Raw genomic sequence first — 24,422 nt, 5'->3', positions numbered from 1 at the left:
TGACATATATTACACTCTACTTTTAAATAGCATGAGTAAGCTTAACAGGTCAATTGCTTAAATACACCGCAGAAATTTTCCTTTCTGATATTTTCAAAAATTAATATTCCAGGAAGACTATTGTTCAAGAAAATTTTACTATTATAAGAACATTGTGAAGTAAGGATTACAGATGAATTTTATTACATGCCCTAGATGCGGCAGAGAATGCTACAGGCTCTTTGATTCAGTTTGCAAGGACTGTTTTTTTGAGACTTTCAAACTGATTGAATTGCCCCATGTACTCCATGTAAGGATATGTTCAGCTTGCGGAGCACACTTTCATAGAGGCCGGTGGGAAGATGTTGGTAATATTGAAGATGTAGTGCTAAAGGCCGTAGAAGATACTCTTTTCATCCACAACGAAGCCGGAGATGTGGAAGTCTACCTTGAACCCAGAGAGATTACGCCTTATATGTATATGGTAAGAGCTGAAGTCGATGCAGTGGTCAAGGAAGAGCCTGTGCACGCAGAAGCTGAGACTGAGGTAAGGATTCAGCGAACAGCTTGCGATATGTGCAGCAGGGAGTCAGGAGGATATTTTGAAGCGATTATCCAGATCAGGGCAGCAGGCAGGTTTCCTACAGAAGAAGAGAAAAAACGCTCTATGGCTATCGCCAGAGAAGCCACGGAAAGCATGAGAAAAAAGGGTGACCGACTTGCGTTTATAAGTGAAGAAGTCGAGCAAAAGGGAGGAATAGACCTTTACATGGGTTCCATGAATGCCAGCAGGCAGATATGTAGGCTAATCACCTCAGAACTTGGAGGTAACTTTTCCGAATCTCCTACCCTTGTCGGAATGAAAGATGGGAAGAATCTTTACAGGATTACTTTTGCTGTACGCCTTCCCGAATTCAGACCAGGAGATGTGATAAAGTTCAGAGGAAAGATTATTCAGATAAAGAGTTCCGGAAAAAAGGTTAATGGAACTTCCCTTGAGGACGGCTCAAGATTTATCTCAACCCCTGAAGAGTTAAAAGGAGCAGAGAAAATAGGCAACATAGGAGATACGGTTTTAACAGTGCTGGTCTCAATCGAAGACAATGCAATTCTGGTGCTTGACCCTGAAACTTATGAGACCGTTGCCATAAAGAAACCTATGTCGTTCAACGCAGAAGCAGGAAGTGAAATTCCTGTCCTGAAAACCCCATATGGAATCTTTGCACTGGCGCATTCTGAGATTCCGCAAGCGAAATGAATGGTCCAGAAAGAGGAAACATGCAGAATATCCTTGTAATCGGATTTGATACCCGGAATGTTGTCTGTTCTGCAAGCCGGGCTGGCTATATGGTCTGTTCTATAGATGCTTTCTGTGACCTTGACCTGCGGGAGTGTGCCCATGCCACGGCATTTCTTGAGTGCAGAACTATACAGGAACTGCACCAGCTTAAGGCTTCCAGGATAAAGGCTCAGATGGCTGAGTTTGGACTTGAGTTTGATGCCCTTGTCCCAGGTTCGGGACTGGAAATGCTTGACCATAATGATTTTCCCTGCCCGGTACTTGCCAGCAGTCCGGATGCGATGCAGAAGGCTTCAGACAAACTTTATCTCTCGAAAAAGCTTGAAGCCATTGGAATCCCTCATCCACGCTGTTATTCCTCGGAAGAACTGGATGCAATAGAATATCCAGTTATGATTAAGCCAGCTTCAGGAGGAGGAGGAATTTTCAACCGAATTGCCAGGAGCAGACAGGAGCTTTTAGCCATCCTTGAGGAATTACACGGGCTGAATCCAGAGCTTACGGAAGATACCATTGTTATTCAGGAGTTTCTGGCAGGAACGCCTTCAAGTGTTTCCTTGCTTTCTACAAAAAACGAAGCTCTGTCAGTGGCTGTAAACGAACAGCTTATAGGAATAACCTGGCTTTCGCGGCTACCCTTTGCTTATTGTGGAAATATAACCCCTTTCAGGACAGATCAAGCTGAGGAAATGGAAGCCCTTGCTGAAGAACTGATGCTTGATTTCAAGCTCCTCGGCTCAAACGGAGTGGATTTCCTGACTTCAAAAAAAGGGCCTGTAGTACTTGAAATAAACCCAAGGTTCCAGGGAAGTCTTGATACTGTCGAGAGAGCAATGAACATTAACCTTTTTGAGGCTCATGCTGGCTGCTTTAGAGGAGAACTTCCTGAGAAACCCGAAGCTAAAGGTTTTGCTGCACGAGGAGTTATTTACTCGGATCGAGAACTTTTTATAGATCAAAAGCTCATGGAGCTCATTCTGAGGGAAAAAGGCGCTGACATTCCCTCCCAGGGAAATGTTATAGAGCCTGATGGGCCTCTTACTTCCCTTTTCGCGTGTACCTCTACAAGAGAAGAGGCAGTTCTATCGCTTGAAAAAGGAGCAAACAGGATAAGGGCTTTTATTGAAAACCAGCTGAAAAGAGAAGATACCTGAGATTTGCCGAGAATATATGAAAATTAAAAGTTAAGAATGTTTAGAATGTTCAATTTTTTCTGGCTAAGAAATGTTTCCGGAAAAGGGGAATGTAAATTTTAATACTGGTATATCCAATTCATACTGGCATTTGCGAGGTGAACATATTGGTTGATATAAATGACAAGGTAATTAGAGGATACCTCCTGAGCCTTGTAGGGGAAGAAGGGCTACAAATGATTGAAAAAATGCCTGAAGGCGAGGTTACGGATGAAGAAATTGCGGGAAAGACCGAGGTTCTATTGAACACCGTGAGGAGAACGCTCTTCATATTAAACGAAAACAAATTTGCAATATGTCGTAGGGAGAGAGATTCAAACAGTGGATGGTTAACATATCTCTGGCGCCTGGATTTTTCTGATATAGAGCACCAGCTCATGAAGGAAAAGAAAAAATTGCTCCGCAACCTGAAGACTCGCCTTGAGTTCGAAGAAAACAATGTTTTCTATATGTGCCCTCAGGGTTGTGTTCGCCTTCTTTTTGACGAAGCTACAGAAACAGAGTTTCTCTGCCCCATGTGTGGAGAAGACCTGGTCTTCTACGATAATTCATATTTTATTGATGTCCTGAAAAAGCGTGTAGATGCTCTCAGTTCAGTGTAAGTGATCTACCTTGACTACCCGAGCCGAAGCAATAAACCTGCTTGAGGAAAACGGATGTGCTCCAAATGTGATAGAGCACTGTAAGGAAGTCGCATCAATCGCAGTTGAAATTGCAAATAAGGCAAAAGCAGCAGGGCATGACGTAAACCCACAACTGGTAGAAGTCGGGGCTCTTCTTCACGATCTTGGGAGATGTAAAACACATAAAATCGCTCATGCAGTAGAAGGGTACAGGCTAGCCAGGATCGAGAGACTTGAGCCTGAGATTTCTGAAATAATAAAAAGGCATATAGGGGCAGGGATCTCAAAAGAAGAGGCAAGGGCTTTAGGGCTTCCGGAGGACGATTATTTTCCACGAAGCCTTGAGGAAAAAATAGTTGCTCATGCCGATAACCTTGTTAAGGGAACGAGCAGGATTACTGTAGCTGAGAGAATTGAGCTCATGCGTAAGCAAGAGGTACCCGAAAATGTGATTCAGAGAGTAAATAAACTTGCTGAAGAGGTCGAGAGACTTTTTCTTTAAATTTTGGATTTTTCGGGATATCAGGAGTTTTGAATCTCCTGTAAATGAAAAATTATTTTACCAAATCTTCCTTCGAATTTAAATTTAGACGCGTTCAATAAAAAAGAGAAGGAAAACTTATATATAGCGATATTAATAATGAGATAATGAAGTGCTAAATCCTGCTATTTAAGTTAAAAATACTTACCTCACTAAAACATTTTTTTTAGCGACATTTTCTCATTTTTAACTTATTATGAGGGTATGTTTATGGATAATGACAAATATCTAAAGGGCACAACTACCGTAGGAGTAGTTTGTACCGATGGTATCGTGCTCGCAAGTGAACAGAGAGCCACAATGGGGAATTTCATCGCAAGTAAAACTGCAAAGAAGGTTTACCAGATCGACGACCTTGTAGCAATGACCACTGCCGGTTCGGTAGGGGATGCCCAGCAGCTTGTGAGGCTCGTAAATGTAGAATCACAGCTCTATAAGATGCGTAGAAACGAGTCGATGACAATAAAAGGTATTGCAACTTTAATGTCAAACTTCTTAAATGCCAACCGCTACTATCCCATGATGGTCCAGCTCCTTATAGGGGGAGTTGACAAAAATGGGCCTGGGATCTACTCACTTGACGCCCTTGGAGGAAGTATCGAAGAGACAAGGATATCGGCTACAGGTTCCGGTTCTCCCATGGCATATGGAGTGCTTGAAGACCAGTACAGGGAAGACATGACTATAAAAGAAGGTCTTGACCTTGCTATCCGAGCGATCCATAATGCAACTAAAAGGGATTCAGCGTCTGGAGAGAACATCGATGTAGTTGTGATTACTAAGGAGGCGTTCAGGAGACTGGACCCTGAAGAAGTAAAATCCATAAGAGCTTCATTACCTAAATAACTTAAACTGTTGGTTTTTTATTCTAACACTAAACTAACATCTTTTTCAATCTATCGTTTTTCCAATATCTATATACTTTTCCATTTTTTGACAAAAAGGAAGATTCTTGATGCCTATTGAAGATGTACTATTAGACCTCAAACATAAAATTGAGAAAAATCTACCCGCGGGAGTTACAATTACCGACGTGGAATTTGAAGGGCCTCAGCTTGTGCTATATACCGAAGAGCCCCGCAAATTCGCAGACGATGGGAACATTATTCGCAACCTCGCAAAAGAACTCCGAACGCGGATTGCAATGCGTCCTGACCCCAGGGTGCTTGCAACTCCTGAAGACTCTATTTCTATAATCGAAGAAGTTGTTCCAAAAGAATCCGTAATCTCAAGCTATTATTTTGACCCAGATTCCGGAGAAGTAATTATTGAAGCTGAAAAGCCTGGTCTTGTGATCGGAAAGCACGGAGCTACTCTCCGTGAAATCACAAAGCAGATTGGCTGGATTCCAAAGGTTGTACGTACTCCCCCTATTAAATCCCGTACAGTAAAGAATGTAAGGGAATTTATGAGAAACAACCTCAAGGAAAGAAAAGAGATCCTTAAATCGGTGGGGAGGAAGATTCACAAAGAGTGTACTTCTAAAGATCAGTGGGTAAGGGTTACATCGCTTGGGGGCTGCAAAGAAGTAGGGCGGAGTTGTTTCCTGCTCTCGACTCCTGAATCTCGAATTCTGATCGATTGCGGAGTCAATGTAGGTTCGGACGAAAACATGACTCCTTACCTGTATGTTCCTGAAGTTTTTCCTTTAAACCAGATCGATGCCGTGATAGTTACTCACGCTCACCTGGATCATCAGGGTCTTGTTCCTTTGCTTTTTAAATACGGGTATGAAGGCCCTGTCTACTGTACGCCTCCGACTCGGGATTTGATGGTGCTGCTCCAGCTTGACTACATCGACGTGGCAGCAAAAGAAGGGAAAAAGATTCCCTATGAGTCAGGCATGGTAGCAAAGACTCTCAAACACACAATTCCTCTGGACTATGAGGAAGTAACGGATATAGCTCCTGATATCAAACTGACTTTCCATAATGCAGGCCATATTCTTGGGTCGGCTATTTCTCATTTCCATATTGGAGACGGGCTCCATAATGTCGTCTTTACGGGAGACTACAAATATGAGAAAACGCGGCTTTTCGACCCTGCGGTCAATAAGTTTCCGAGAGTCGAAACAGTTATCAGTGAGGCTACTTATGGAAATTCCAATGCTTTCCAGCCCTCACTTAAGGACGCCGAAAGGCACCTGCAGATGGTAGTGAAAAACACTGTGGAAAGGGGAGGAATTTGTATCATCCCGGCTTTTGCAGTAGGTCGAAGCCAGGAAGTTATGATAGTGCTTGAAGAGTCTATAAGGAAAGGACTGATTCCTGAAGTTCCGGTCTATCTGGACGGAATGATCTGGGAAGCGACGGCAATTCATGCTACACATCCCGAGTACCTGAATAATGATCTGAGGAAACTGATATTCCAGAAAGGCCAGAACCCCTTCCTGTCCGAATGCTTCAAGCCTGTTGATTCCCATGACATGCGCCAGAAGATAATTCAGAACCCTCACCCCTGTGTAATCATCTCGACATCAGGCATGATGAACGGAGGGCCGGTTATGGACTATTTCAAAGCCTTTGCCGACGAACCACGCAATTCTCTGGTGTTTGTAGGGTACCAGGCCGATGGAACAATCGGGCGCAGAATCCAGAAAGGATGGAAAGAGATCCCTATGGCAGGAAAGGGCGGAAGCACTGAAATCCTGAAGTTAAACATGGAAGTCCAGGTAGTTGACGGCTTCTCAGGTCACTCCGATAGGAGACAGCTCATGGATTACATCAAGAGGATGCAGCCCCGTCCGGAAAGGGTATTTACCGAGCACGGAGATGAAAAGGCCTGTGTTGACATGGCAAGTTCGATTTATAAAAAACTGAAAATTGAAACCAGGGCGCTTACAAACCTTGAAACTGTAAGGTTACTGTGACCCCATTCGGGGCCCAACTCTTTTTTGAAAGTAACTAAATTTTTTCATACCCCGAACCCGTGAGCTGGCTCAAGGCTTAGAAGATGTTGCATTAGCTGTTTGTGATCTCCTACCACAAGGTCTGCCCTGCCAAGCTGTGAAGGTTCCAGATATGTGGGGATCCCTATACAGTAGATTTTGGCTTTTTTTGCAGCTTCTACACCCAGAATGGCATTTTCTATTACTATGCATTCTTCCCGCTGTACATTAAGGAGTTCAACAGCTTTAAGGAAAGGATCGGGATGAGGCTTTGAATTTGTGATATCGTCTCCTGTAACCACAATATCAAATATGTCGGGGAAAAGCTGGTCAACTATCTCGTGAACAATAAGATGGTCAGAGCCCGAGACTACTGATAGCAGAAAACGCGTTTTAAGGACTTCGAGGCACTCTTTCATTCCGTCGAAGGCTTTCAGTTTAAATACCCTCTTGAATTCTTTCCTGTAGACTGAGGTAATAGTTTCGAAATCATATGCTTCTGGTTCTTTTCTGGCTTTTCGGATAAGCAAAGGAAGACCATTTTTGGGATTTGAACCTTCGATTGCATAAATATCCTGGTCCTGGATTTCCATACCCATATCAAGGAAAGCTTTTATCCAGGCTGCTGCATGGAAGGGCATAGAGTTCACAAGAACGCCATCCATATCAAAAATTAATGCCTTTAACACAGTTCTGACTCCAGAATTAAAGATTAGTGATTAAAATAAAGGTTCTAGGGAAATTAAGTAACCAAGATTCCTGGGAATTAAGGTAATCAGGATTCCTGGGATAAGGTAACTGAGATACAAGGTAACTGAGATACAAGGTAACTGAGATACAAGGTAACTGAGATACAAGGTAACTGAGATACAAGGTAACTGAGATACAAGGTAACTGAGACCCTTGAAGACTAAGATAAAGATGGCTTTGAGGCTTTAAAGTTTTCCCGGAAAATCTCCGGCAGAACCGTAGATTTAAATCATTTTTATATTTATAAACCCGTGTCATGAATTATATAATTTTTGTATAAATTTATAAGGTTTATATGACGAAGCGTAAAATTCCTGAGTCTTTAGCTTAGGGGTGATTCACCATGATTTCAACCCACATATCAAAGATTTTAAGTGTTTTTTATATATTCTAACACCTTTTCCATGAATTTACAAGTTTATCGTGAATTTAAATATCTTATAAATTTAATTCAAAGAATTTCTAATGACGAGATCAACAGTCAAAGAAGGGTAAGGTGAAAAGTAATTTCATTTCGTTGTGCCGGTTATTCGAAGAATATCATGTGCGTTTAACATGTTATTGACTTTTCTTAGTGATTTGGTATTTTTTATGATTTTGTCACTTTATTACTTTTTAATGTGCCTTCTTATCGGCAATTTCCAAAACGTGCACACTGAAGAAATTAATTTGAAGCTTTCTAAGCAAACAAAATTAAGGAGAGAATCTGAAGCTTGTTTCCTGTGAATTATAAATATGGAAACATTTATATTAATTTAAAAACATTAATTTAAAAACATTAATTCAAAAAATTAAGTAAGAGACTCTAAATCCCAGAACAATACCGAAACAGTTTTTAAGAGGGGAATTCTAGTTAAAAGTAATAATATAAACAGTCTGATTTAATTGCAAGACTCTGATAGAAAGTTTTATCAAAACGAATGTCAGGACTACAGTGTCAGCCTCTGAAGTCAAGCATGGCATCAAAAGAATAAATAAAAGAAAATATAAAAATTGCCCTGACTTGGATAATCAGAAGAGCTTTGCTGAGAAAAATGAAACTTTCAATAAAAGTTTATGCTTACGTATATAAACATTTTGGTAGTTCCTCACCCTTCATCTTTGAGAATTAAGTACTAAAGGAAGTAAAAGAGTGAGTATATTAGAGTTATGGGTGACATATTTAAACTTAATAAACAATTTAAAAGTATCATTTAAATAAGTCCGAAACATTTAAGTTCGGCAGAGTGCCAACTTATTAAAGATAACGGATGAAAATCTTTGATAGGTTCTGAAGGTTATCGCATAACTCCACTCAGAGTATTGAAAAGATATGTGACCCCCGATGTAAAGGGTGGGGAGTCAAATGTAACAATAAGACACAAATCCGGTCGAGGGGATAGAATTGCAGTCAATAGTACAGGAAGCAATGAAATTCAGCGAAAAAGAGAAAGAATATCGAAAGAATTCTTCCTCTGATGAAGATTTTGAAGAATTCGGGCAACCGCGAATCATGATTGTCGGATGCGGGGGCGCCGGAAACAACACTGTAAACCGTCTTTATAATATGGGAATCGAAGGTGCGGAAACGGTCTGTATAAATACCGATAAGCAGCACCTTGACAATGTAAGAGCTGACAAGAAAATCCTGGTGGGAAAAACTCTCACGCGGGGGCTGGGAGCAGGTGGTTACCCCGAGACAGGAAAGAAAGCTGCAGAACTTGCAAGGGGCACACTTGAAGAAGTGCTAAAGGACGTTGACCTGGTTTTCATCACTGCAGGGTTAGGCGGAGGTACCGGTACAGGAGTTGCACCTGTAGTTGCCGAAGTAGCAAAAGAGCAGGGGGCAATCGTTGTAGGAATGGTCTCCAGTCCCTTCAGAGTTGAAAGAGCTCGGATTTACAAAGCCGAAGAAGGCCTTGAAGATCTGCGCAGGGCAGCTGATACCGTAATTGTCCTTGATAATAACAGGCTGCTTAATTACGTGCCAAACCTTCCTATAGATCAGGCTTTTTCCGTAATGGACCAGCTAATTGCCGAAACCGTAAAGGGAATTACAGAGACCATCACAGTGCCCTCTCTGATAAACCTTGACTACGCCGACATAAGGACTATCATGAGCTGCGGCGGGGTTGCAGTTATGCTTGTAGGGGAGTCAAAAAACCAGGACAAGAGCACTGAAGTTGTGCGGACTGCCCTAAATCATCCCCTGCTTGATGTTGACTACAAGGGCGCAACCGGAAGTCTTGTCCATGTAACCGGCGGGCCTGACCTGAGCCTCAAGGAAGCTGAGGAAATTGCATCCATGCTCACCTATGAACTCTCCCCAAGTGCAAATGTTATATGGGGCGCAAGGATTAGAGAAGATTATGAAGGCAAGGTCAGGGTAATGGCCATTATGACAGGTGTGCAGTCTGCACAGATCCTGGGCCCTCAGGCAGCAGGCGGAATTCTGGAGTCCAGAGCCGAAGCTGATCCTATGCAGGAAAGAAGATTCGGAAGAATGACAGCAGACCGATTAAAGAATTCTGCAGGGTCTTTTAGAAAGAAACATGACGAGTCAATCATTGATTTTATAAATTAAATCAAGCTCAGGTAAAAGCCCGGATTATCAAAGCTGAATACTTCGGGCTTTTCATTCCCTTATACTTTTTTTATCGATGCGTTTCAAACAGATACTCTTTTTTATTAGCGCTTCTATCTAAAAAACATGAATATTTTGATTGCAACAGGGCGGCTTGCGGAAAATACCGTCAGGAAAGCAATCGGGGAAAAAGCAGATATCCTCGTAGCCGACATTGATATTGCTGCCTTCATCACCCCTCGAAAACTAATTAACACGTTTCAGGAAGCTAGGTTTTCGAAAGTTTATGACCTTATTCTGCTTCCAGGACTTGTGGCAGGAGATTTTTCAAAAGCTTCTGAAGAACTGGGGTGTAAAATCCGGCTTGGGCCAAAGCACGCCTATGACCTTGGATTTGTGCTTTCCTTTGCCGGAAAAATCGAGTTTTCCGAAAAAGTCCCTGCATGTGAGCTCCTTGCTGATGTTAGAAAAGAGATGGCTCTTGAGTTAATAAAGAAAAACGAAGCAGAAGCCTCCGCCCCCTTTACACTCAGAGATGTAAAACTCGGAGGAAAGGCTCGCATGAAGGTTATGGGAGAAATTGTAGGGGCTCTGGAAATGGACGCTGCTACCCTCCAGACAAAAATCGAAGCTTTTATCGCCCGGGGAGCAGATATAATCGACCTTGGGGCTACCCTTAATACCCTGCCAGAGCAGGCTAAAAGAGCCGTATCCCTTGCAAAAACCATTACAGAGACTCCAGTAAGCATAGATACCCTTGACCCTGAACTGATAAGAGAAGGAGTAGAAGCAGGGGTAGACCTTGTCCTGAGTCTCAACAGCACGAATCTTGAAACTGCAGGTCCGACCGTTGCCAGGGCAGGGATTGCAGCTGTTATAATTCCGGATGAGGACAGAAGTCTGGAAAGCCTCATCAGGAATGTTGAAGCTGCCCGCAGGCTTGGAATTGAAAAAATTATAGCCGATCCTGTGCTTGATCCTGTGGGTCACAATATCACCGAATCCATTGTACGTTTTCATGAATTTCACAGGATATACCCTGAGGTCCCCGTGTTCTTTGGGGCTGGTAATGTCACTGAGCTTATGGATGTGGATACCATAGGAGTCAATGCCACACTATGTGGAATTGGATTAGAAGTAGGAGCAAGCATTCTTTTCACCCCCGAGTTCAGTGACAAGGCGCAGGGTTCAATTATGGAATTGAAAAGGGCTTCCGAGATGATGCTGCTTTCCGGTATAAGAGAAAGCTCACCAAAAGACCTCGGGCTTGATCTCCTCTGCATTAAAGAAAAACGCAGGCGTCCGGATTTTCCGCTTCCGGAAAATGCAATTCAAGCCAGGCTTTCGAAAGGCTGGCGTGTAGATTCCGCAGGTCCTATCCGCATCCGTACAGTACCGGACAGGACGAGTGGAAACGGCGGATTGATTGTAGCCGAACACGAGAAAGCTTCAGTCGTGGGAAAAAATGCCAGGGAAATTATGGATACGCTACTTGAACTGGAACTTGTCTCCCGTCTGGACCATGCCGCATATCTGGGAAGGGAACTGGAGAAAGCCGAACTTTCCCTGCAGTTTAATAGAAGTTATGCCCAGGACGACGCGTTCTGAGTGCAAAAACACAGACAAAACAAAGAAGTGAAAGAATGAGACTCGAAGATGAAGATAAACAGGCAATTTTTGAGATAGTGGCAGCCCGCTATTTCACAACACAGAGCTGGAAATGGGTTAACTTGAGGAAGGATATTAATAAAATCCTCAAAGCTTTTGATGAGCTGAATGAACAGTATGCCTCCTACTCATACGTCAGCAAGGACTGGTACGTGGAAAATATGGGATCCAAGTACATTCACATGTGCAGCACCTGGGAAGAACTTAAAAATCTTGTTGCTTTTCTGAACACTCATGGAAATGCCTTTAATTTCCTTGTAAATACAGGAAACCGGAAGTCTTTCTGCATAGTAAGCGATACAAGGGACTTGAATGAATCTCAGGCAAATGCAATTAAAGAAGTTCAAAAACTCGGGTACAATACGTTTATATTCTTAGCTACAGTCCCGGATGAGATAGAGTTTCAGCTACTGCAGGTCAGGGGAGTTAACTGACCTCTCCTGACCTGTTTAACTTTGGTCTGTCTATTTTCTGGTTTGGCCGGAAAAATATGGATAGCAGTTTTTGTCCTTTGAACTCTCTCATGCTTCTTATTTTTAATTTTCAAAGTCCAAAGTTTGTTTGATTATTCCGAATATTATTTTTGGAGAGGCAAGGTTGAGTTTTGGAACTAGCTTTAGAAGTAGCATTTTTATTTGTCATGAAAGTGTTTTCAGGTACTTTCATTTCTTTGTGCATGTTATTCAAAGAATATCATGTTCGTTTGGCATGAAAGCGTTTTCAGGTACTTTCATTTCTTTGTGCATGTCATTCAAAGAATATCATGTGAGTTTTTTATCAATATATTGTTTAAAATGGGCACGTAGTACAACGGTTTTCTTTTGGCATATAAATGGAAAGTGGTTATAAACTCATATGGCTCTTCGTTGCCTTGTATGGATTATCCTCATAATATTCTCATAAAATCCAGCGCGGTCTTGAATTGAAAATATTATTATCCATAGAGAATGACGACGAACCAATAATATAAATTTCAAGTATTGGAAATCTATATATAATATAAAATAGTACAACGGATACCGGTCTCCGAGTATTCTGATAGGGAAAATAAGAACCAAGGTAAAAAGATGAGACAGATAGCAATCTATAGAAAAGGTAAAATTGGAATATGTACGACCACGCAAAATCTGACTGCGGTCCTTGCAACCATTAGCAACAAAATATTACTTGTAGACGTGGTCCGAAAGCAGATTCCACCAGAGGGCTGCTGGTGGCTTAAACCAGAAGACCTTTGCGATACTCTGAAAAGTGAAGGAGATGAAGGAGTTCACCTTGAGACTGTCATGCAGCCGGTTTTTGGCAACATAAAATGTGTGGAATCCTGAGGGCCTGAACCAGGTGTAGGATGTGCAGGCAGGGGAATTCTCACTTCAGTCAGGTTGCTCAAATACGATCAGTCTAATGACCTGGTAAAAAATTTTGTTTTTGCAGTTTTGTATAGGAACTCGGAAACTTATTACCTTGTTGACTAGGTATATAAATATTTAAAAAATGCAATTTACAAATAGAACTGCTTTTTTTTACCAGAGATTTGTCGATATCTTTATATATGTAGCAACTTAACTGAAAAAACATAGATCGGGACATAACTGAAAAAACGTGGAACGAACCCTTTAAATTGTAGAATACTCAGGGTTTATCTCCCAGCAAACTCCTATTGCCACAGTTCCACTTCTTTATATTGTCCAGGCAACATGCTATATATTTGCGTCTTGTTTGGATCCTTAGATTGGAAACATTATATTATTGATAAAGAAACAACTTACTGTAAAAAAATAATTCCAAAGTTATTGCTCAGACAAAGGTAAAAATACTTATATAAAAGCAACTGATTACGCTTTTGTCAAAATCAGGCTTTAACAATTCAAAATTCAATTTACGTTACAATTTATTATCAGAAAACCGCGAGCCGGATTAAATGATAGATTCAGGACTCATGAACGTTTATAAGTTAGTTTTAGAGCTGACTTTGCTGATCATGACTACCTATCACTACTATAATTTCTGTGATGTGCATAAGCATACTCTTTGCGACAAGGAGTACGTCATGAATCGCCCTGTACTGCCCTTTCGATTGGGGTAATTTCATTATGAGGCGCATCAGTAATAATGCACATCAAATAATAGACTTAAGGCTTATTTTTAAAGGCTTTGTTATGAGGTGCATCGTAGTAGTGCAGACATACGCACCCTGACTTATAATACACAAACCAAAAAAAAGCCGGAAAGTCTAGCCTAATTCATCTTCCAGGATATAAATAATATTCTGGATTTTAAGGTATACCGGAGAATGGCAGTTATATAGGTTCAACGCATTTAAAAGACCTTAACTCCCCACAAACTGCACAAAATCATAAAGATAATTGCTTACACTTTCATTGAGATTAACCTTTAACCAATTTATCTGTCAAAAATGTGATGAGAGAAGTGATCGGCTAAATGGAGATTATAACCAAAAATAAGGTGGTCAAGGCAACACTAGAAAGCCTTTTTAGCCTGGCCATAATGTCGCTAACACCGGCAATAGCAGCTGCCAGTGAGGCGAATCTTAAAATTCCGAATTTAAGCCAGGAGCAAAACAATTTGCTGCTCTGGGGTATCGTAGTCTGTGTATTAGGTATGCTGTTTGGTCTTTACCAGTTTACGAAGGTAAAAAAAATCAGGGCCCATCAGTCAATGCTGGATGTGGCCGACACGATTTACGAGACCTGTAAAACTTATCTTATCCAGCAGGGTAAACTGCTGTGTATATTATTTGTTTTCATCGGCTTATGTATAGCCTTTTACTTTGGCTTCCTTCAGAAAATGCCTCTGAGCGGAGTACTGCTTATCATGGCCTGGACCATTTTAGGGATACTGGGTTCTTACACGGTCGCCTGGTATGGAATTCGTATGAATACCCTGGCTAACAGCAGAACCGCATTTGTCTCCCTGGAGAAAAAACCCCTGAAACTATTAAACATCGCTCTCGACGCTGGGATGAGCATAGGTGTGCTTCTGGTCTGCGTTGAGCTGATAATGATGTTAATTATACTGCTGTTTGTTCCCAGAGAATTAGCCGGCTCAAGCTTTATAGGCTTTGCAATCGGAGAATCTCTGGGAGCCAGCGCCTTACGTATTGCAGGCGGGATATTCACCAAAATCGCCGACATCGGCTCCGACCTTATGAAAATAGTTTTTGGAATAAAGGAAGATGACCCGCGTAATCCAGGCGTTATTGCAGACTGTACTGGAGATAATGCAGGTGACAGCGTAGGGCCAACAGCAGATGGATTCGAAACTTATGGTGTGACCGGAGTTGCCCTTGTTTCCTTCATAGTTCTGGCTGTACAGCCTGACCTGACCGGCATCCTGCTTACCTGGATCTTTGTCATGCGTATACTCATGATTATTACTTCTGTAGCTTCTTTCTACATCAACAGGGCACTCAGCCAGGCAAGATTCAGTAGCAAAGACGATTTTGATTTTGAACAACCTCTGACCAGCCTAATATGGATTACCTCTATTTTTTCTATAATTGGAACCTTTGCTGTAAGCTATTACATCCTGGGACCTGGTTCCGGAGTGCCTGTAGAGTTGGAGAATCTCTGGCTTGTACTCTCAATAATAATAAGCTGCGGTACCCTGGGAGCGGCTTTAATTCCCGAATTTACTAAAGTCTTTACCAGCCCAAATTCCAAGCACGTAGCCGAAGTTGTCAAAGCTTCCCGAGAAGGTGGGCCGTCTCTTAACATTCTTTCCGGACTGGTTGCAGGAAACTTCAGTTCATTCTGGATAGGCATGGTCTTCTTTTTGCTAATGTTCGTTGCCTACTATGCCAGCGGATACGGCTTGAGCGAGATAATGATTTATCCCTCCATATTCGCATTCGGCCTAGTAGCTTTCGGGATGCTGGGCATGGGCCCTGTTACCATCGCAGTTGACAGTTACGGACCTGTGACTGATAACGCTCAATCCATTTACGAGCTATCGCTCATAGAAACCATTCCTAAAGTAAAGGAACAGATCCAGAAAGAATTCAACTTCAAACCTGATTTTGATACAGCCAAACATTATCTTGAAGCAAATGACGGAGCAGGAAATACCTTTAAGGCCACAGCCAAACCGGTTTTAATAGGCACAGCCGTGGTTGGCGCTACAACGATGATCTTCTCCTTGATTCTTGTTATTAAAGATGTTCTCGGTGTACAACCTGAAGAAATCCTGACTCTGCTTAATCCCTATACAATCTTTGGATTATTAGCGGGCGGCTGTGTAATTTACTGGTTTACAGGAGCATCAATTCAGTCCGTAACTACCGGAGCTTACCGGGCAGTCGAATATATTAAGAGAAATATTCAGCTTGATGAAAACGCCAGCCAGAAGGCATCCACGGAAAAGTCAAAAGAAGTGGTAAAAATCTGTACCCAGTATGCACAGCAGGGTATGTTCAATATTTTTATCACCATATTCTCCTTTACTCTGGCATTTTCCTGTCTTTCTGCCCCAGTCTCCAGAAATGATTCGGTGGCGCTTTTTATTTCATATCTGATTTCCATTGCAGTATTTGGACTGTTCCAGGCCGTGTTTATGGCAAATGCTGGTGGGTGCTGGGATAATTCTAAAAAGGTAGTTGAAGTGGACCTTCAGGAGAAAGGTACCGATTTACATGAAGCTACTGTGGTAGGCGATACTGTAGGCGATCCTTTCAAAGACACTTCATCAGTTGCCCTCAACCCAATCATCAAGTTCACCACCCTGTTTGGCCTATTAGCCATGGAAATCGCTATTTCCGAGTCCTTCCGGAACATAGCTCCCTATGCAGGTGGCATATTCCTGTTGATTGGTCTGTTTTTTGTCTGGCGTTCATTCTATAGAATGAGAATCCCGACAAAAGAGTAATTAAGGAAGAAACATTAGCTGCTAATCAGTAAAGTGGGATCAAGCCTTACAACATTAGATGTTGTGAGGCTTCTCCTGAATAGTGCTTTCACGAAGCAGCAAATCTTATTTTCAAATTTTTTTGCAGTATGAATAAGTTTCATTTTCAAGAGTGGGTCGAATGTGAGATTGACGTTAAGTAGCTTAAATGCAAAAAAATGAGAATGTGATGATCTAAATTTTGTCGTTTTTGAAGTCAAATGGTCTCCAGGGGGTTAGTGCAGTTTACAGAAGAAGATTTTGCTATTGAATCTTCATACAGGATGAGAATTGTGGTTAAACCAGAGACCTCATCTAAAAACGCAATTATCAGGTACTTTTATGCACTGATATCTTTCCTGTTAAAAAACGAAACACATAGAGAAGGGATTTTTAGTGAATTACTGAAGTTACTACTTCTCCTATATGTGTTTTTCCGAAAAACGCCCCGAAAAAACCAAATTCATAAAAGATTAATCTCAGAGAAATTCGAGGCATAGAGATACGTAATACTCTCTTGCGATCTTCTTGAGCCAATCAGGCACAATGCAATATCTGTCAACTATAAGCTCATTCAGGTAGTATAGAGACTCCTCAGTTTTACAATCACATAGCCGCTTTACTGCCGTTCGTCTTCCCCACGCCGATCTTTCAGTGTCCAGAGCTTCAAGGTAAAGCTGATATTCTCTACTGTTTTCCATTACATTATAAATATCTGCCAATCAATATAAATATTTGTATTGGGATTCAATTAAAAAATATTAGGAATTAAAATATGTTATAGATGTACCCTATGGGAGCCTTTTCCTGCAGCTTATTTCAGATATTAAGTAGAATTAATAAGTTAACAGAGAACGATAATACAGTGATCAGTTGATGAGAATTCCTGCACAAGGTTTTTGTTCACTCTTGTTCGCTACGCTTTATTATGTAAACATCAGGTGACTACTCCCATCATTGAAGTGACGGGCATCTTCCGATTTTACGGCCAGATTGTAATCCCAATCTGAGAAGATTTATAGCAGCATTAAGATCACGGTCAATAGATAATCCACAGAAAGGACAATTATGAGTTCTCTCTGATAGTTCTTTTTTGACTATCTGAACACAGACAGAGCACATTTGAGAGGTATTCTTAGGATTAACAAGTATTACTTTTCTACCAGCGTTTTCAGCTTTGTAGGAAGTATAAGTTACAAGTTTACTCCAGACCGCATCAAGAATGTGCTTTCCAAGATTGTGGTTTTTTGTCATGTGCTTACTTGCTCCAAAAAAGGTAAAAGCCTGAAATCCGGTCAGTTTTTTAAAGTAGATAAACAAAACCTTCGGTGAATCCGAAAGTATTTATTCTTTAGTTGAAGTATAAGAAAAGAAATATTTAAAATAAACAAGTTTACTTGATTTTCATCCTCAGGAGAAAAATAACAGCCAATTTATAAGAATTATAAAAGTAAGTTTAAAAAAGAAGCGTTCGAGCAGAAGGTGTGGTAAAAATGGAAAAGAAAAGCGTCTTGATCCTGGGAACTGCTTCCCATGTTGGGAAAAGTTCAGTCGTGACTGCCATATGCAGAATCCTTTCAAGAGAATACAGGGTTGCCCCCTTCAAGGCTCAGAACATGAGCCTGAATTCCTGGATTACAAAAGACGGAAAGGAAATCGGCATTGCCCAGGCAATTCAGGCAAAAGCCGCAGGCACTGAGCCCACTGCCGATATGAATCCCGTTCTTCTAAAACCCAAAGGAGACTGCGTTTCCCAGATAATCCTGCTGGGAGAACCTTACGCCGACAGGAGCGCAGGTCAGTACTACGATTCCATCGCAGAAATGAATGAAGTACTTGAAGGAGCTCTTGAAAGGCTCTTCAAAGAACATGATATCATTGTCATGGAAGGAGCGGGAGGGGCTGCCGAGATTAACCTCTACGAAAGAGATATTGTAAATATCGGCACTGCAAGGCTTACACAGGCTCCTATAATCCTTGTTGGAGACATAGAAAGAGGAGGCGTTTTTGCAAGCCTCTACGGTACAATTGCACTTCTTCCAGAAGATGTACGGAAAAACGTCAAAGGATTTATTATAAACAAATTCAGAGGCGATCTGGAAATCCTGAAGCCAGGCCTGAAACAGCTTGAAGAAAAGACCGGCATTCCGGTACTTGGAGTGCTTCCTTATTTTAAGCTTAACATTCCTTCTGAAGACTCGGTCTCACTTGAAGATAAAGAAGCCGAGAAAAACGAAAAAGAAATAGAAATAGCAGTCATCCGCCTGCCAAGAATATCGAACTTTACGGACTTCGAGCCCCTGGAAGGATCTGCTAAAATCCGCTATGTGGAACTTGACGAAGACCTCGGAACTCCGGATGCGATCATGATTCCGGGCACAAAGAACACGGTTAATGACCTTCTCGACCTTAAAGCAAGCGGCATGGCAGAGAAAATCCAGGCATATAAGGGAAAAATCCCAATTTTCGGGGTCTGCGGCGGCTACCAGATGCTCGGAAAAACAATTTATGATTCCGGAGTTGAAAACGGAGTCGAAGCAGAATTCGAAGGCCTGGGACTTCTGAACATAGGGACAAAGTTCGGAGAATACAAAAAGAGGACAATCCAGGTCACGAAAAAGGTGAATGCTTACGGCCCGATACTAGCTCCAATAGACGGAGAGGAAATAAAAGGATATGAAATCCATATGGGCATAACCGACTCTTCCCGTAACATCTTCGGAAATGACGGAGCAATCGATGAGACAGGCCTGGTAATCGGAACTTACCTGCATGGACTCTTCGACAATAAAAATATAAGAGACGCTCTTATGCAATACCTCTACGAGAAAAAAGGACTTGAGTACAGCCCTGAAAACGCCATGACCGAAAGCGATGCCTACGAAGAACTTGCAAATGTAGTTGAGCAGAACCTTGAAATGGAAAAACTCTACGAAATAATAGGTATCTGAAAAACAAGGATATGAAAAATAAGGATATGAAAAATAAGGATATGAAAAATAAGGATATGAAAACTGCCGGCACCAGAATATTCAGGTGTACAAGGTAGAGCACCTGATTAAACTTTTTTAGAAAAGGCATTGTGCGTAAAAAGAGTATTGACCGTAAAAAAAGAATTGAGTGGTTCAGGAGAACATTAATAATAGTCGGAACTAAAAACCTGGAATATTTGGGGACAAAGTACAGTATTCGTGGAGTGTATAACCGGCCTCCAGAAACCACTCAATAATATATGGTTTACTGCTAGTTATTTATGCATTGTGAATTTGTTCTATTATAGTTTCGAATTTAAAGATTCATGTTAAACTTCTCTTGCTTCTAACCAGGAAGGAATACCTGTGACCTATTTGTTTTCTTTTTTAGCTTTCAATGATCCTAACTAACTATACTACAGACCATCGTGTAAGGAAATCCCCATTCGGACTTTACAACCACGAAAAAGAAATAAAATGTGGGAAAAAATAATCCCACCCTTCTTATATTCATCACTTCTGACCCGCAACAACTCTGGCTTTGATCCGCTACAACCTCTGTAGCGACCAGGATATCAAAGACGCGAATAACCTTTACTCTAAAAATTAGTCCACTTGCCGGACGGAAAGCAATGTTTACCTAAAATTGTCTCTTCAGAGCAACCGTTGACCCGTAACCGTTTGGCTGCAACCGTTGGGCTAGTTGATTACACAGATAACGTCGTTGCTTGGTTTTTTCGCTCAAGCCTTTTTTAAAAAGACTTGTGATCACACCAATAACTTCGTTGCTTGGTTTTTTTTCGCTCAAGCTTTTTTTCAAAAGGCTTGTGATCACACCGATAACGTCGTTTCTCAGGTTTTCGCTCAAGCCTTTTTTGAAAAGGCTTGCGGGCAAGCAGTTTATTCAAAAGGCTATATTATGTGACCCAAAGTGCAACTTGGACAGTTCTCCCTAAGCAAAATTCGTGTATATCTCTAGAAATTGCCCCGCTTGAGCGAACTAAGTGAGCGAAACGGACCCGTCCTCCCGAGACGGGACTCGGGAGGTTAGAACATAAGAACATGCTTCCCGAGCCCTTTACTGACAGCCCTCTCATAAACCAGGTGTGCGCTTGCAACGTCCTGAATAGCAAGGCCTGTTGAATCAAAGATCGTAATTTCTTCATCACTTGTCCTGCCTGGTTTCAGGCCGACAATTACCTCACCGAGCTCGGCATGAACATCGTTTTCCGAGATATAGTGCTTGGAGAGGGGAACGTTTACTTCTCCGGAGTGAAGGGCCTGGACAATATCATCCACAATTATCTTGGACCTGATTAAAAGTTCGGGATCAAGTTCTTCTTTTCCTACTGCATCAGCCCCTATTGCGTTTATGTGAGTGCCTTCATTGATCCACTGGGCCTTTACGATAGGTTTTCTGGAAGGAGTGGTCGTAACAAGGATATCGCAGTCGCAGACCTTCTTAATGTTTTCTTCATAACGGATTTCACAGGGAGTAATATTTGCCATTTCCCGTATAAATTGTTCAGAGCTCTCCTTTGTCCTGGAAGTAACCCTTACCAGCTCGGGTTCAAAAACCTCGCAGAGAGCTTTTAACTGGGTCTTTGCCTGATTTCCGGCCCCAACAAGCCCTATAACCTTTGAATCCTTTCTTGCAAGGTATTTTGCAGCAATTCCTCCTGCAGCTCCTGTCCGGATATCAGTCAGGTAGGTTCCGTCCATAATTGCCATAGGAGCACCTGTTTCCGGAGAAATGAGGACAATAAGCGCCATTACCGTGGGAAGCCCACGATCCGGATTTCCGGGATGGACATTTACAATTTTCACGCCAGTAATATTCTCCTCCTCAAGATATGCAGGCATTGTCCGCAGGTCTCCGTTATATGCCGTATAGTAAAGGTAGGACTTGGGAGGCATCTGAACTCTGCCCAACCCATGCTGCCTGAAAGCCCTTTCTACGACCTGCATATCAGAACTCATATCTATAACACTTGTTACTTCTTCCTGAGCCAGCCATAATATTTCCATAATAAACCCTCCAGCTGGAACCGTGAGCTGGCCCACAGCTGAAAATCAAGACAAAATTGAACAGAACCGAAATAAAAACCAAAGAGGCAAACCGATGGCCTGAGATCACATTAGTATTTTTATTTCTGCAAATATGTATATATAACATATATCTTCACTCATTTAAAGAACTCCCTTCCCAAAAGGAGAAAACCATTAATGAGAGATACGCATGTAAGTTCAGCCGATCTTTCTGGTTCCTGTCTGAAAGAGGAATTACTCAAAGAAAAATTACTCAAACCTGCGCGGGATATCCGGAGCATACTCCGGTGGAGCTATCCGAAGTTTGCGACCATCCGCTTTGTGGCTGACCACTTCCAGCTCAGTCTGGAAGAACGATACATTCTCACAAGAGTGATCATGCCCCCGGACAGGATAGTTTCCAGAATAAATAAAAAAGTAGCATGCACAGACATAAAAGATAGGGATCTTCTCCTTGACGGGTATAATGTCCTGCTAAGTGTGGACAGCCTGCTAAAAAAAGAACCCATGTGGTTCTGTGATGACGGGTACATAAGAGATACACGCTACTATTTTAGCAAAGCAAAACAGGCCGAAGATATCGAAGAAGCCATCAATGCAGTCCTAAAGTTTCTTTCCGAAACAGGTCCAAAATCAGTTGTTTTTCTCCTTGACGCCCAGATTAGCCGAAGTGGAGAGCTTGCAGGTTTCATTCGCCACAAAATGAAAGAATACGGAATTTTAGGCGAGGCAAAAACCTCAAAAATCGCGGACTTTGAGCTGAAAAATGAGGGAGGAAATTCTGGAAAAAAGATAGTTTTGGCAACTTCCGATGGGATTATTATCGATTCGGCCCTGGAGATACTCGATATCCCTGCTTGCCTTATGGAAAAAATGGGAATCGAACCGATCAGGCTATATTAATCGGTTATCAGGCATTCTTTTATCAGGCGCTCCGTTTAAAGAATTCGGCCTGCCTGTAAATTTCTTCGGCGGCTGTATACTGCCCCTTTTCTTTTAGCAAATCTGCATACCCTCTAAGGGTTCCGAAGTGCCCGGGGTCAAGCTCAAGAGCTTTTTTGTACTGTACCTCAGCTTCGTGCCTGTGTCCAAATCTGGCAAGCAGGCTGGCATATTCACAATGAGATTCAACATCCTCAGGGTTCAGTTTAAGAGCACACCTGAAGTGCACCCTTGCCCCGTGAATAAACCCGTGTTCTGCAAGCAAACGGGCATAGAAAAGGTGCGGGCGCGGGTCATCAGGATTGGCTTTGAGGGCTACTATGTAATGTTTCTCGGCATCAAGAGGTTCTCCTTTTTCTTCAAGGAGACGGGCATAGCGAAAATTGGATTCCACATGACCAGGCTCAAGTTCAAGAGCTCGAGTATAGTGGTAACTTGCTTCCGTCATTTTCCCGCGTTTGGAACGTAGAATCCCATATCCACAGTGGGCGCTCACATTATTTCGGTCAAGAATCAAAACTCGGTTATATACTTCTTCGGCTTCATCCAGTTTTTTGAGCCTGTAAAGCAGGCAGCCGTAATTGCAAAGCGTATCTATGTGAGAAGGGTTGACTTCCAGAGCCTTTTCGTATTGAACCCGTGCAGCATCGTTTTTTCCTTCTCTCGCCAGAACTATCCCATACCCGCAAAGTGCCTCTACATTTTTGGGGTTTTGCTGGAGAAGTTCTTTGAATTCCCGTACAGCAAGTTCATCAAGTCCCAGTAAATAAGCTGTTTTTCCTGCTTCCATAAGGGTTTCTTCCTGGGCTTTTCCTGAGAATAACAAAGCACAGGCTCTGATAATTACATATTTCTCCCGGCACATTGAATCTTTTTCAAAAATAGATGAAAGTTTCAGCAGGATTTCCTGGGAAAGCGAATGCTCATCTGAGAAAGAAACGACAAAATCAACGACCTTATCGAAGTCACAGTCATCAGCTGCAACCTGTTCGATTACATGAAACACCAGCTCGTCTACAGCATCAATCTCCATGTCTAAAAACCTCCTGAAATTTACCTTTAAAGAGATTTTATTCGGCTGGATATAAATAGTTGGCCGTCTCCCTATCTGAATAAAAAACGACAGATGAAATATTAAAAAAACAATTTTATAATATATTAAAAAAGCTGCCATATTCGAAATTCAGAGAAATAGAGAACCGAAAAAAGAAAATGAAAAGAGAAAATGAAAAAAAGAAAATGAAAAAGAAGAAATGAAAAAAATTACTTTTCTCGGGTTTTCACTTAAAGGCTTCTCTATTCATTTAGATTTTACTTCATTTCATTCATTCGGAACCTGCCTACGTGTACACTGCATAGTATCCCGATTCTTCACCTGAAAATTCGTTCCTGCTCCTTCAGAATACTTCTTCCTATTTGTTAGGTTCTTTTTACACGTAAATTGTAACGCGTCTCTACATCATATGTACCCTGAAGTTCTTCTTCAGTCAGGATTCCTTTTTCTATCAATCTGCTGAGATTTTTCCTGTCAACTGATTCAACTATGTCCCAGAGACCTTTCTTCGTAAGATAGGGTTTTAACCTGTTGATGCGCCAGAGTTTCCAGTCAACCTTCTGCCGCCTGAGTTCCACATCTCCAACTCTCAATACATCGATCTCTTTTTCCTTGAAGGTGTTGAGGATATGAGTTCTTAATTCCTCTCTGCGCTTTTCCAGAACTGAGATTGCAGATACAATATCATCGTATTCAAGCACAACATCTGTAAGATCCATATCTTCAGGATCCTGCTCATTGATATCAAGTTCCATAAATCTGCCTCCGTGTATATGCTGAATAAAGAATTTTATAAATAGATGTAATTTATGACTCAGTTTCATAATTTAGTGATTTCTCATTTTTTCCGTCCTTAAAACTTCACTTTTCTCTGCTAACTGCTCAAATAAACTGTAATAATCCTTGAGAAATGATTTCTTTGGCAGGAATGCCAAAGAATTATTTTACTCCGTTAATTGTTTCACTGAATTTCTTGACTAAAATCGATACGCTCCGCTACTT

Annotated in this window: 18 protein-coding genes and 1 pseudogene; 13 read left to right on the top strand and 6 right to left on the bottom strand. The window is 41.6% G+C overall.

Translation table 11 applies throughout. The annotated features are described in order from the left end of the window. Positions 1–172: 172 nt before the first annotated feature. The 6 genes from FXW07_RS07145 to FXW07_RS07120 all read left to right on the top strand — a co-directional run bounded on the left by FXW07_RS07145 (position 173) and on the right by FXW07_RS07120 (position 6,505). The gene (locus FXW07_RS07145) at positions 173–1,237 is read left to right on the top strand and encodes a 60S ribosomal export protein NMD3 (protein ID WP_229394845.1); all 1,065 of its coding nucleotides are present in this window, start codon (positions 173–175) and stop codon (positions 1,235–1,237) included. A gap of 20 nt (positions 1,238–1,257) precedes the next feature. Then, on the top strand, positions 1,258–2,433 hold the full coding sequence (locus tag FXW07_RS07140) for an ATP-grasp domain-containing protein (protein ID WP_229394844.1): 1,176 nt from the start codon (positions 1,258–1,260) through the stop codon (positions 2,431–2,433). Positions 2,434–2,579: 146 nt separating this feature from the next. Next, a complete protein-coding gene (locus FXW07_RS07135) occupies positions 2,580–3,074 on the top strand; it encodes a transcription factor (protein ID WP_229394843.1) in 495 nt (164 codons plus the stop codon). 10 nt (positions 3,075–3,084) lie between these two features. Continuing rightward, entirely contained in the window at positions 3,085–3,597 is a 513-nt protein-coding gene (locus FXW07_RS07130; RefSeq protein WP_229394842.1) for an HDIG domain-containing metalloprotein, read from the top strand. 249 nt (positions 3,598–3,846) lie between these two features. Further along, complete coding sequence (psmB, locus tag FXW07_RS07125) at positions 3,847–4,482, top strand: archaeal proteasome endopeptidase complex subunit beta (RefSeq protein WP_048118907.1); 636 nt, start codon at positions 3,847–3,849, stop codon at positions 4,480–4,482. A 109-nt stretch (positions 4,483–4,591) separates the two neighbouring features. Next, positions 4,592–6,505: a beta-CASP ribonuclease aCPSF1 gene (locus tag FXW07_RS07120; protein WP_229394841.1), complete on the top strand. Its 1,914-nt coding sequence runs from the start codon at positions 4,592–4,594 to the stop codon at positions 6,503–6,505. Positions 6,506–6,549: 44 nt separating this feature from the next. On the opposite strand, the gene FXW07_RS07115 is transcribed toward FXW07_RS07120, so the two are convergent. Beyond that, entirely contained in the window at positions 6,550–7,212 is a 663-nt protein-coding gene (locus FXW07_RS07115; RefSeq protein WP_229394840.1) for an HAD family phosphatase, read from the bottom strand. Positions 7,213–8,657: 1,445 nt separating this feature from the next. Between FXW07_RS07115 and ftsZ the strand changes: the two genes are divergently transcribed. The 5 genes and pseudogenes from ftsZ (at position 8,658) to FXW07_RS07090 (ending at position 16,385) form a co-directional block, all read left to right on the top strand. Further along, a complete protein-coding gene (ftsZ, locus tag FXW07_RS07110; protein WP_048118901.1) occupies positions 8,658–9,836 on the top strand; it encodes a cell division protein FtsZ in 1,179 nt (392 codons plus the stop codon). Positions 9,837–9,962: 126 nt separating this feature from the next. Then, positions 9,963–11,444 (top strand): dihydropteroate synthase-like protein, encoded by a 1,482-nt coding sequence (locus FXW07_RS07105; RefSeq protein ID WP_229394839.1) that lies wholly within the window; start codon positions 9,963–9,965, stop codon positions 11,442–11,444. Between the two features lie 35 nt (positions 11,445–11,479). Beyond that, positions 11,480–11,938 (top strand): hypothetical protein, encoded by a 459-nt coding sequence (locus FXW07_RS07100; protein ID WP_229394838.1) that lies wholly within the window; start codon positions 11,480–11,482, stop codon positions 11,936–11,938. 633 nt (positions 11,939–12,571) lie between these two features. Continuing rightward, positions 12,572–12,976, top strand: a pseudogene (locus tag FXW07_RS19510) (hypothetical protein). A gap of 967 nt (positions 12,977–13,943) precedes the next feature. Beyond that, positions 13,944–16,385 (top strand): sodium-translocating pyrophosphatase, encoded by a 2,442-nt coding sequence (locus FXW07_RS07090; RefSeq protein WP_229394836.1) that lies wholly within the window; start codon positions 13,944–13,946, stop codon positions 16,383–16,385. A gap of 497 nt (positions 16,386–16,882) precedes the next feature. Here the strand turns inward: FXW07_RS07090 and FXW07_RS07085 are convergent, their stop codons facing one another. Together FXW07_RS07085 and FXW07_RS07080 are read right to left on the bottom strand one after the other, a co-directional pair. After that, complete coding sequence (locus FXW07_RS07085) at positions 16,883–17,104, bottom strand: hypothetical protein (protein ID WP_197078837.1); 222 nt, start codon at positions 17,102–17,104, stop codon at positions 16,883–16,885. A 253-nt stretch (positions 17,105–17,357) separates the two neighbouring features. Beyond that, entirely contained in the window at positions 17,358–17,657 is a 300-nt protein-coding gene (locus tag FXW07_RS07080; RefSeq protein WP_255678888.1) for a transposase, read from the bottom strand. 239 nt (positions 17,658–17,896) lie between these two features. Here FXW07_RS07080 and FXW07_RS07075 point away from each other — a divergent pair, with 239 nt between their 5' ends. Then, entirely contained in the window at positions 17,897–19,354 is a 1,458-nt protein-coding gene (locus tag FXW07_RS07075) for a cobyric acid synthase (RefSeq protein ID WP_229394835.1), read from the top strand. A 1,068-nt stretch (positions 19,355–20,422) separates the two neighbouring features. Here FXW07_RS07075 and ala read toward each other — a convergent pair. Continuing rightward, on the bottom strand, positions 20,423–21,403 hold the full coding sequence (gene ala / locus FXW07_RS07070) for an alanine dehydrogenase (protein WP_048118876.1): 981 nt from the start codon (positions 21,401–21,403) through the stop codon (positions 20,423–20,425). Between the two features lie 198 nt (positions 21,404–21,601). Here ala and FXW07_RS07065 point away from each other — a divergent pair, with 198 nt between their 5' ends. After that, the gene (locus FXW07_RS07065; RefSeq protein WP_229394834.1) at positions 21,602–22,327 is read left to right on the top strand and encodes a DUF434 domain-containing protein; all 726 of its coding nucleotides are present in this window, start codon (positions 21,602–21,604) and stop codon (positions 22,325–22,327) included. 22 nt (positions 22,328–22,349) lie between these two features. On the opposite strand, the gene FXW07_RS07060 is transcribed toward FXW07_RS07065, so the two are convergent. Beyond that, complete coding sequence (locus tag FXW07_RS07060; RefSeq protein ID WP_229394833.1) at positions 22,350–23,399, bottom strand: tetratricopeptide repeat protein; 1,050 nt, start codon at positions 23,397–23,399, stop codon at positions 22,350–22,352. A 386-nt stretch (positions 23,400–23,785) separates the two neighbouring features. Beyond that, the gene (locus tag FXW07_RS07055; protein WP_229394832.1) at positions 23,786–24,175 is read right to left on the bottom strand and encodes a hypothetical protein; all 390 of its coding nucleotides are present in this window, start codon (positions 24,173–24,175) and stop codon (positions 23,786–23,788) included. Positions 24,176–24,422 lie beyond the last annotated feature (247 nt).

Source organism: Methanosarcina sp. DH1, assembly GCF_020804205.1.
GTDB classification, from domain to species: domain Archaea; phylum Halobacteriota; class Methanosarcinia; order Methanosarcinales; family Methanosarcinaceae; genus Methanosarcina; species Methanosarcina vacuolata.
The sequence above is the reverse complement of the archived record's forward strand: the minus strand, read 5'-3'. Positions and strand labels throughout refer to the sequence as shown.

Coding starts and splice junctions, on each gene's coding strand:
- FXW07_RS07120 (WP_229394841.1), top strand. CDS start 4,592: ATGCCTATTGAAGATGTACTATTAGACCTCAAACATAAAATTGAGAAA.
- FXW07_RS07065 (WP_229394834.1), top strand. CDS start 21,602: ATGAGAGATACGCATGTAAGTTCAGCCGATCTTTCTGGTTCCTGTCTG.
- FXW07_RS07105 (WP_229394839.1), top strand. CDS start 9,963: ATGAATATTTTGATTGCAACAGGGCGGCTTGCGGAAAATACCGTCAGG.
- ala (WP_048118876.1), bottom strand. CDS start 21,403: ATGGAAATATTATGGCTGGCTCAGGAAGAAGTAACAAGTGTTATAGAT.
- FXW07_RS07100 (WP_229394838.1), top strand. CDS start 11,480: ATGAGACTCGAAGATGAAGATAAACAGGCAATTTTTGAGATAGTGGCA.
- FXW07_RS07140 (WP_229394844.1), top strand. CDS start 1,258: ATGCAGAATATCCTTGTAATCGGATTTGATACCCGGAATGTTGTCTGT.
- FXW07_RS07090 (WP_229394836.1), top strand. CDS start 13,944: ATGGAGATTATAACCAAAAATAAGGTGGTCAAGGCAACACTAGAAAGC.
- FXW07_RS07060 (WP_229394833.1), bottom strand. CDS start 23,399: ATGGAGATTGATGCTGTAGACGAGCTGGTGTTTCATGTAATCGAACAG.
- FXW07_RS07075 (WP_229394835.1), top strand. CDS start 17,897: ATGGAAAAGAAAAGCGTCTTGATCCTGGGAACTGCTTCCCATGTTGGG.
- FXW07_RS07080 (WP_255678888.1), bottom strand. CDS start 17,657: ATGACAAAAAACCACAATCTTGGAAAGCACATTCTTGATGCGGTCTGG.
- FXW07_RS07145 (WP_229394845.1), top strand. CDS start 173: ATGAATTTTATTACATGCCCTAGATGCGGCAGAGAATGCTACAGGCTC.
- FXW07_RS07085 (WP_197078837.1), bottom strand. CDS start 17,104: ATGGAAAACAGTAGAGAATATCAGCTTTACCTTGAAGCTCTGGACACT.
- psmB (WP_048118907.1), top strand. CDS start 3,847: ATGGATAATGACAAATATCTAAAGGGCACAACTACCGTAGGAGTAGTT.
- FXW07_RS07055 (WP_229394832.1), bottom strand. CDS start 24,175: ATGGAACTTGATATCAATGAGCAGGATCCTGAAGATATGGATCTTACA.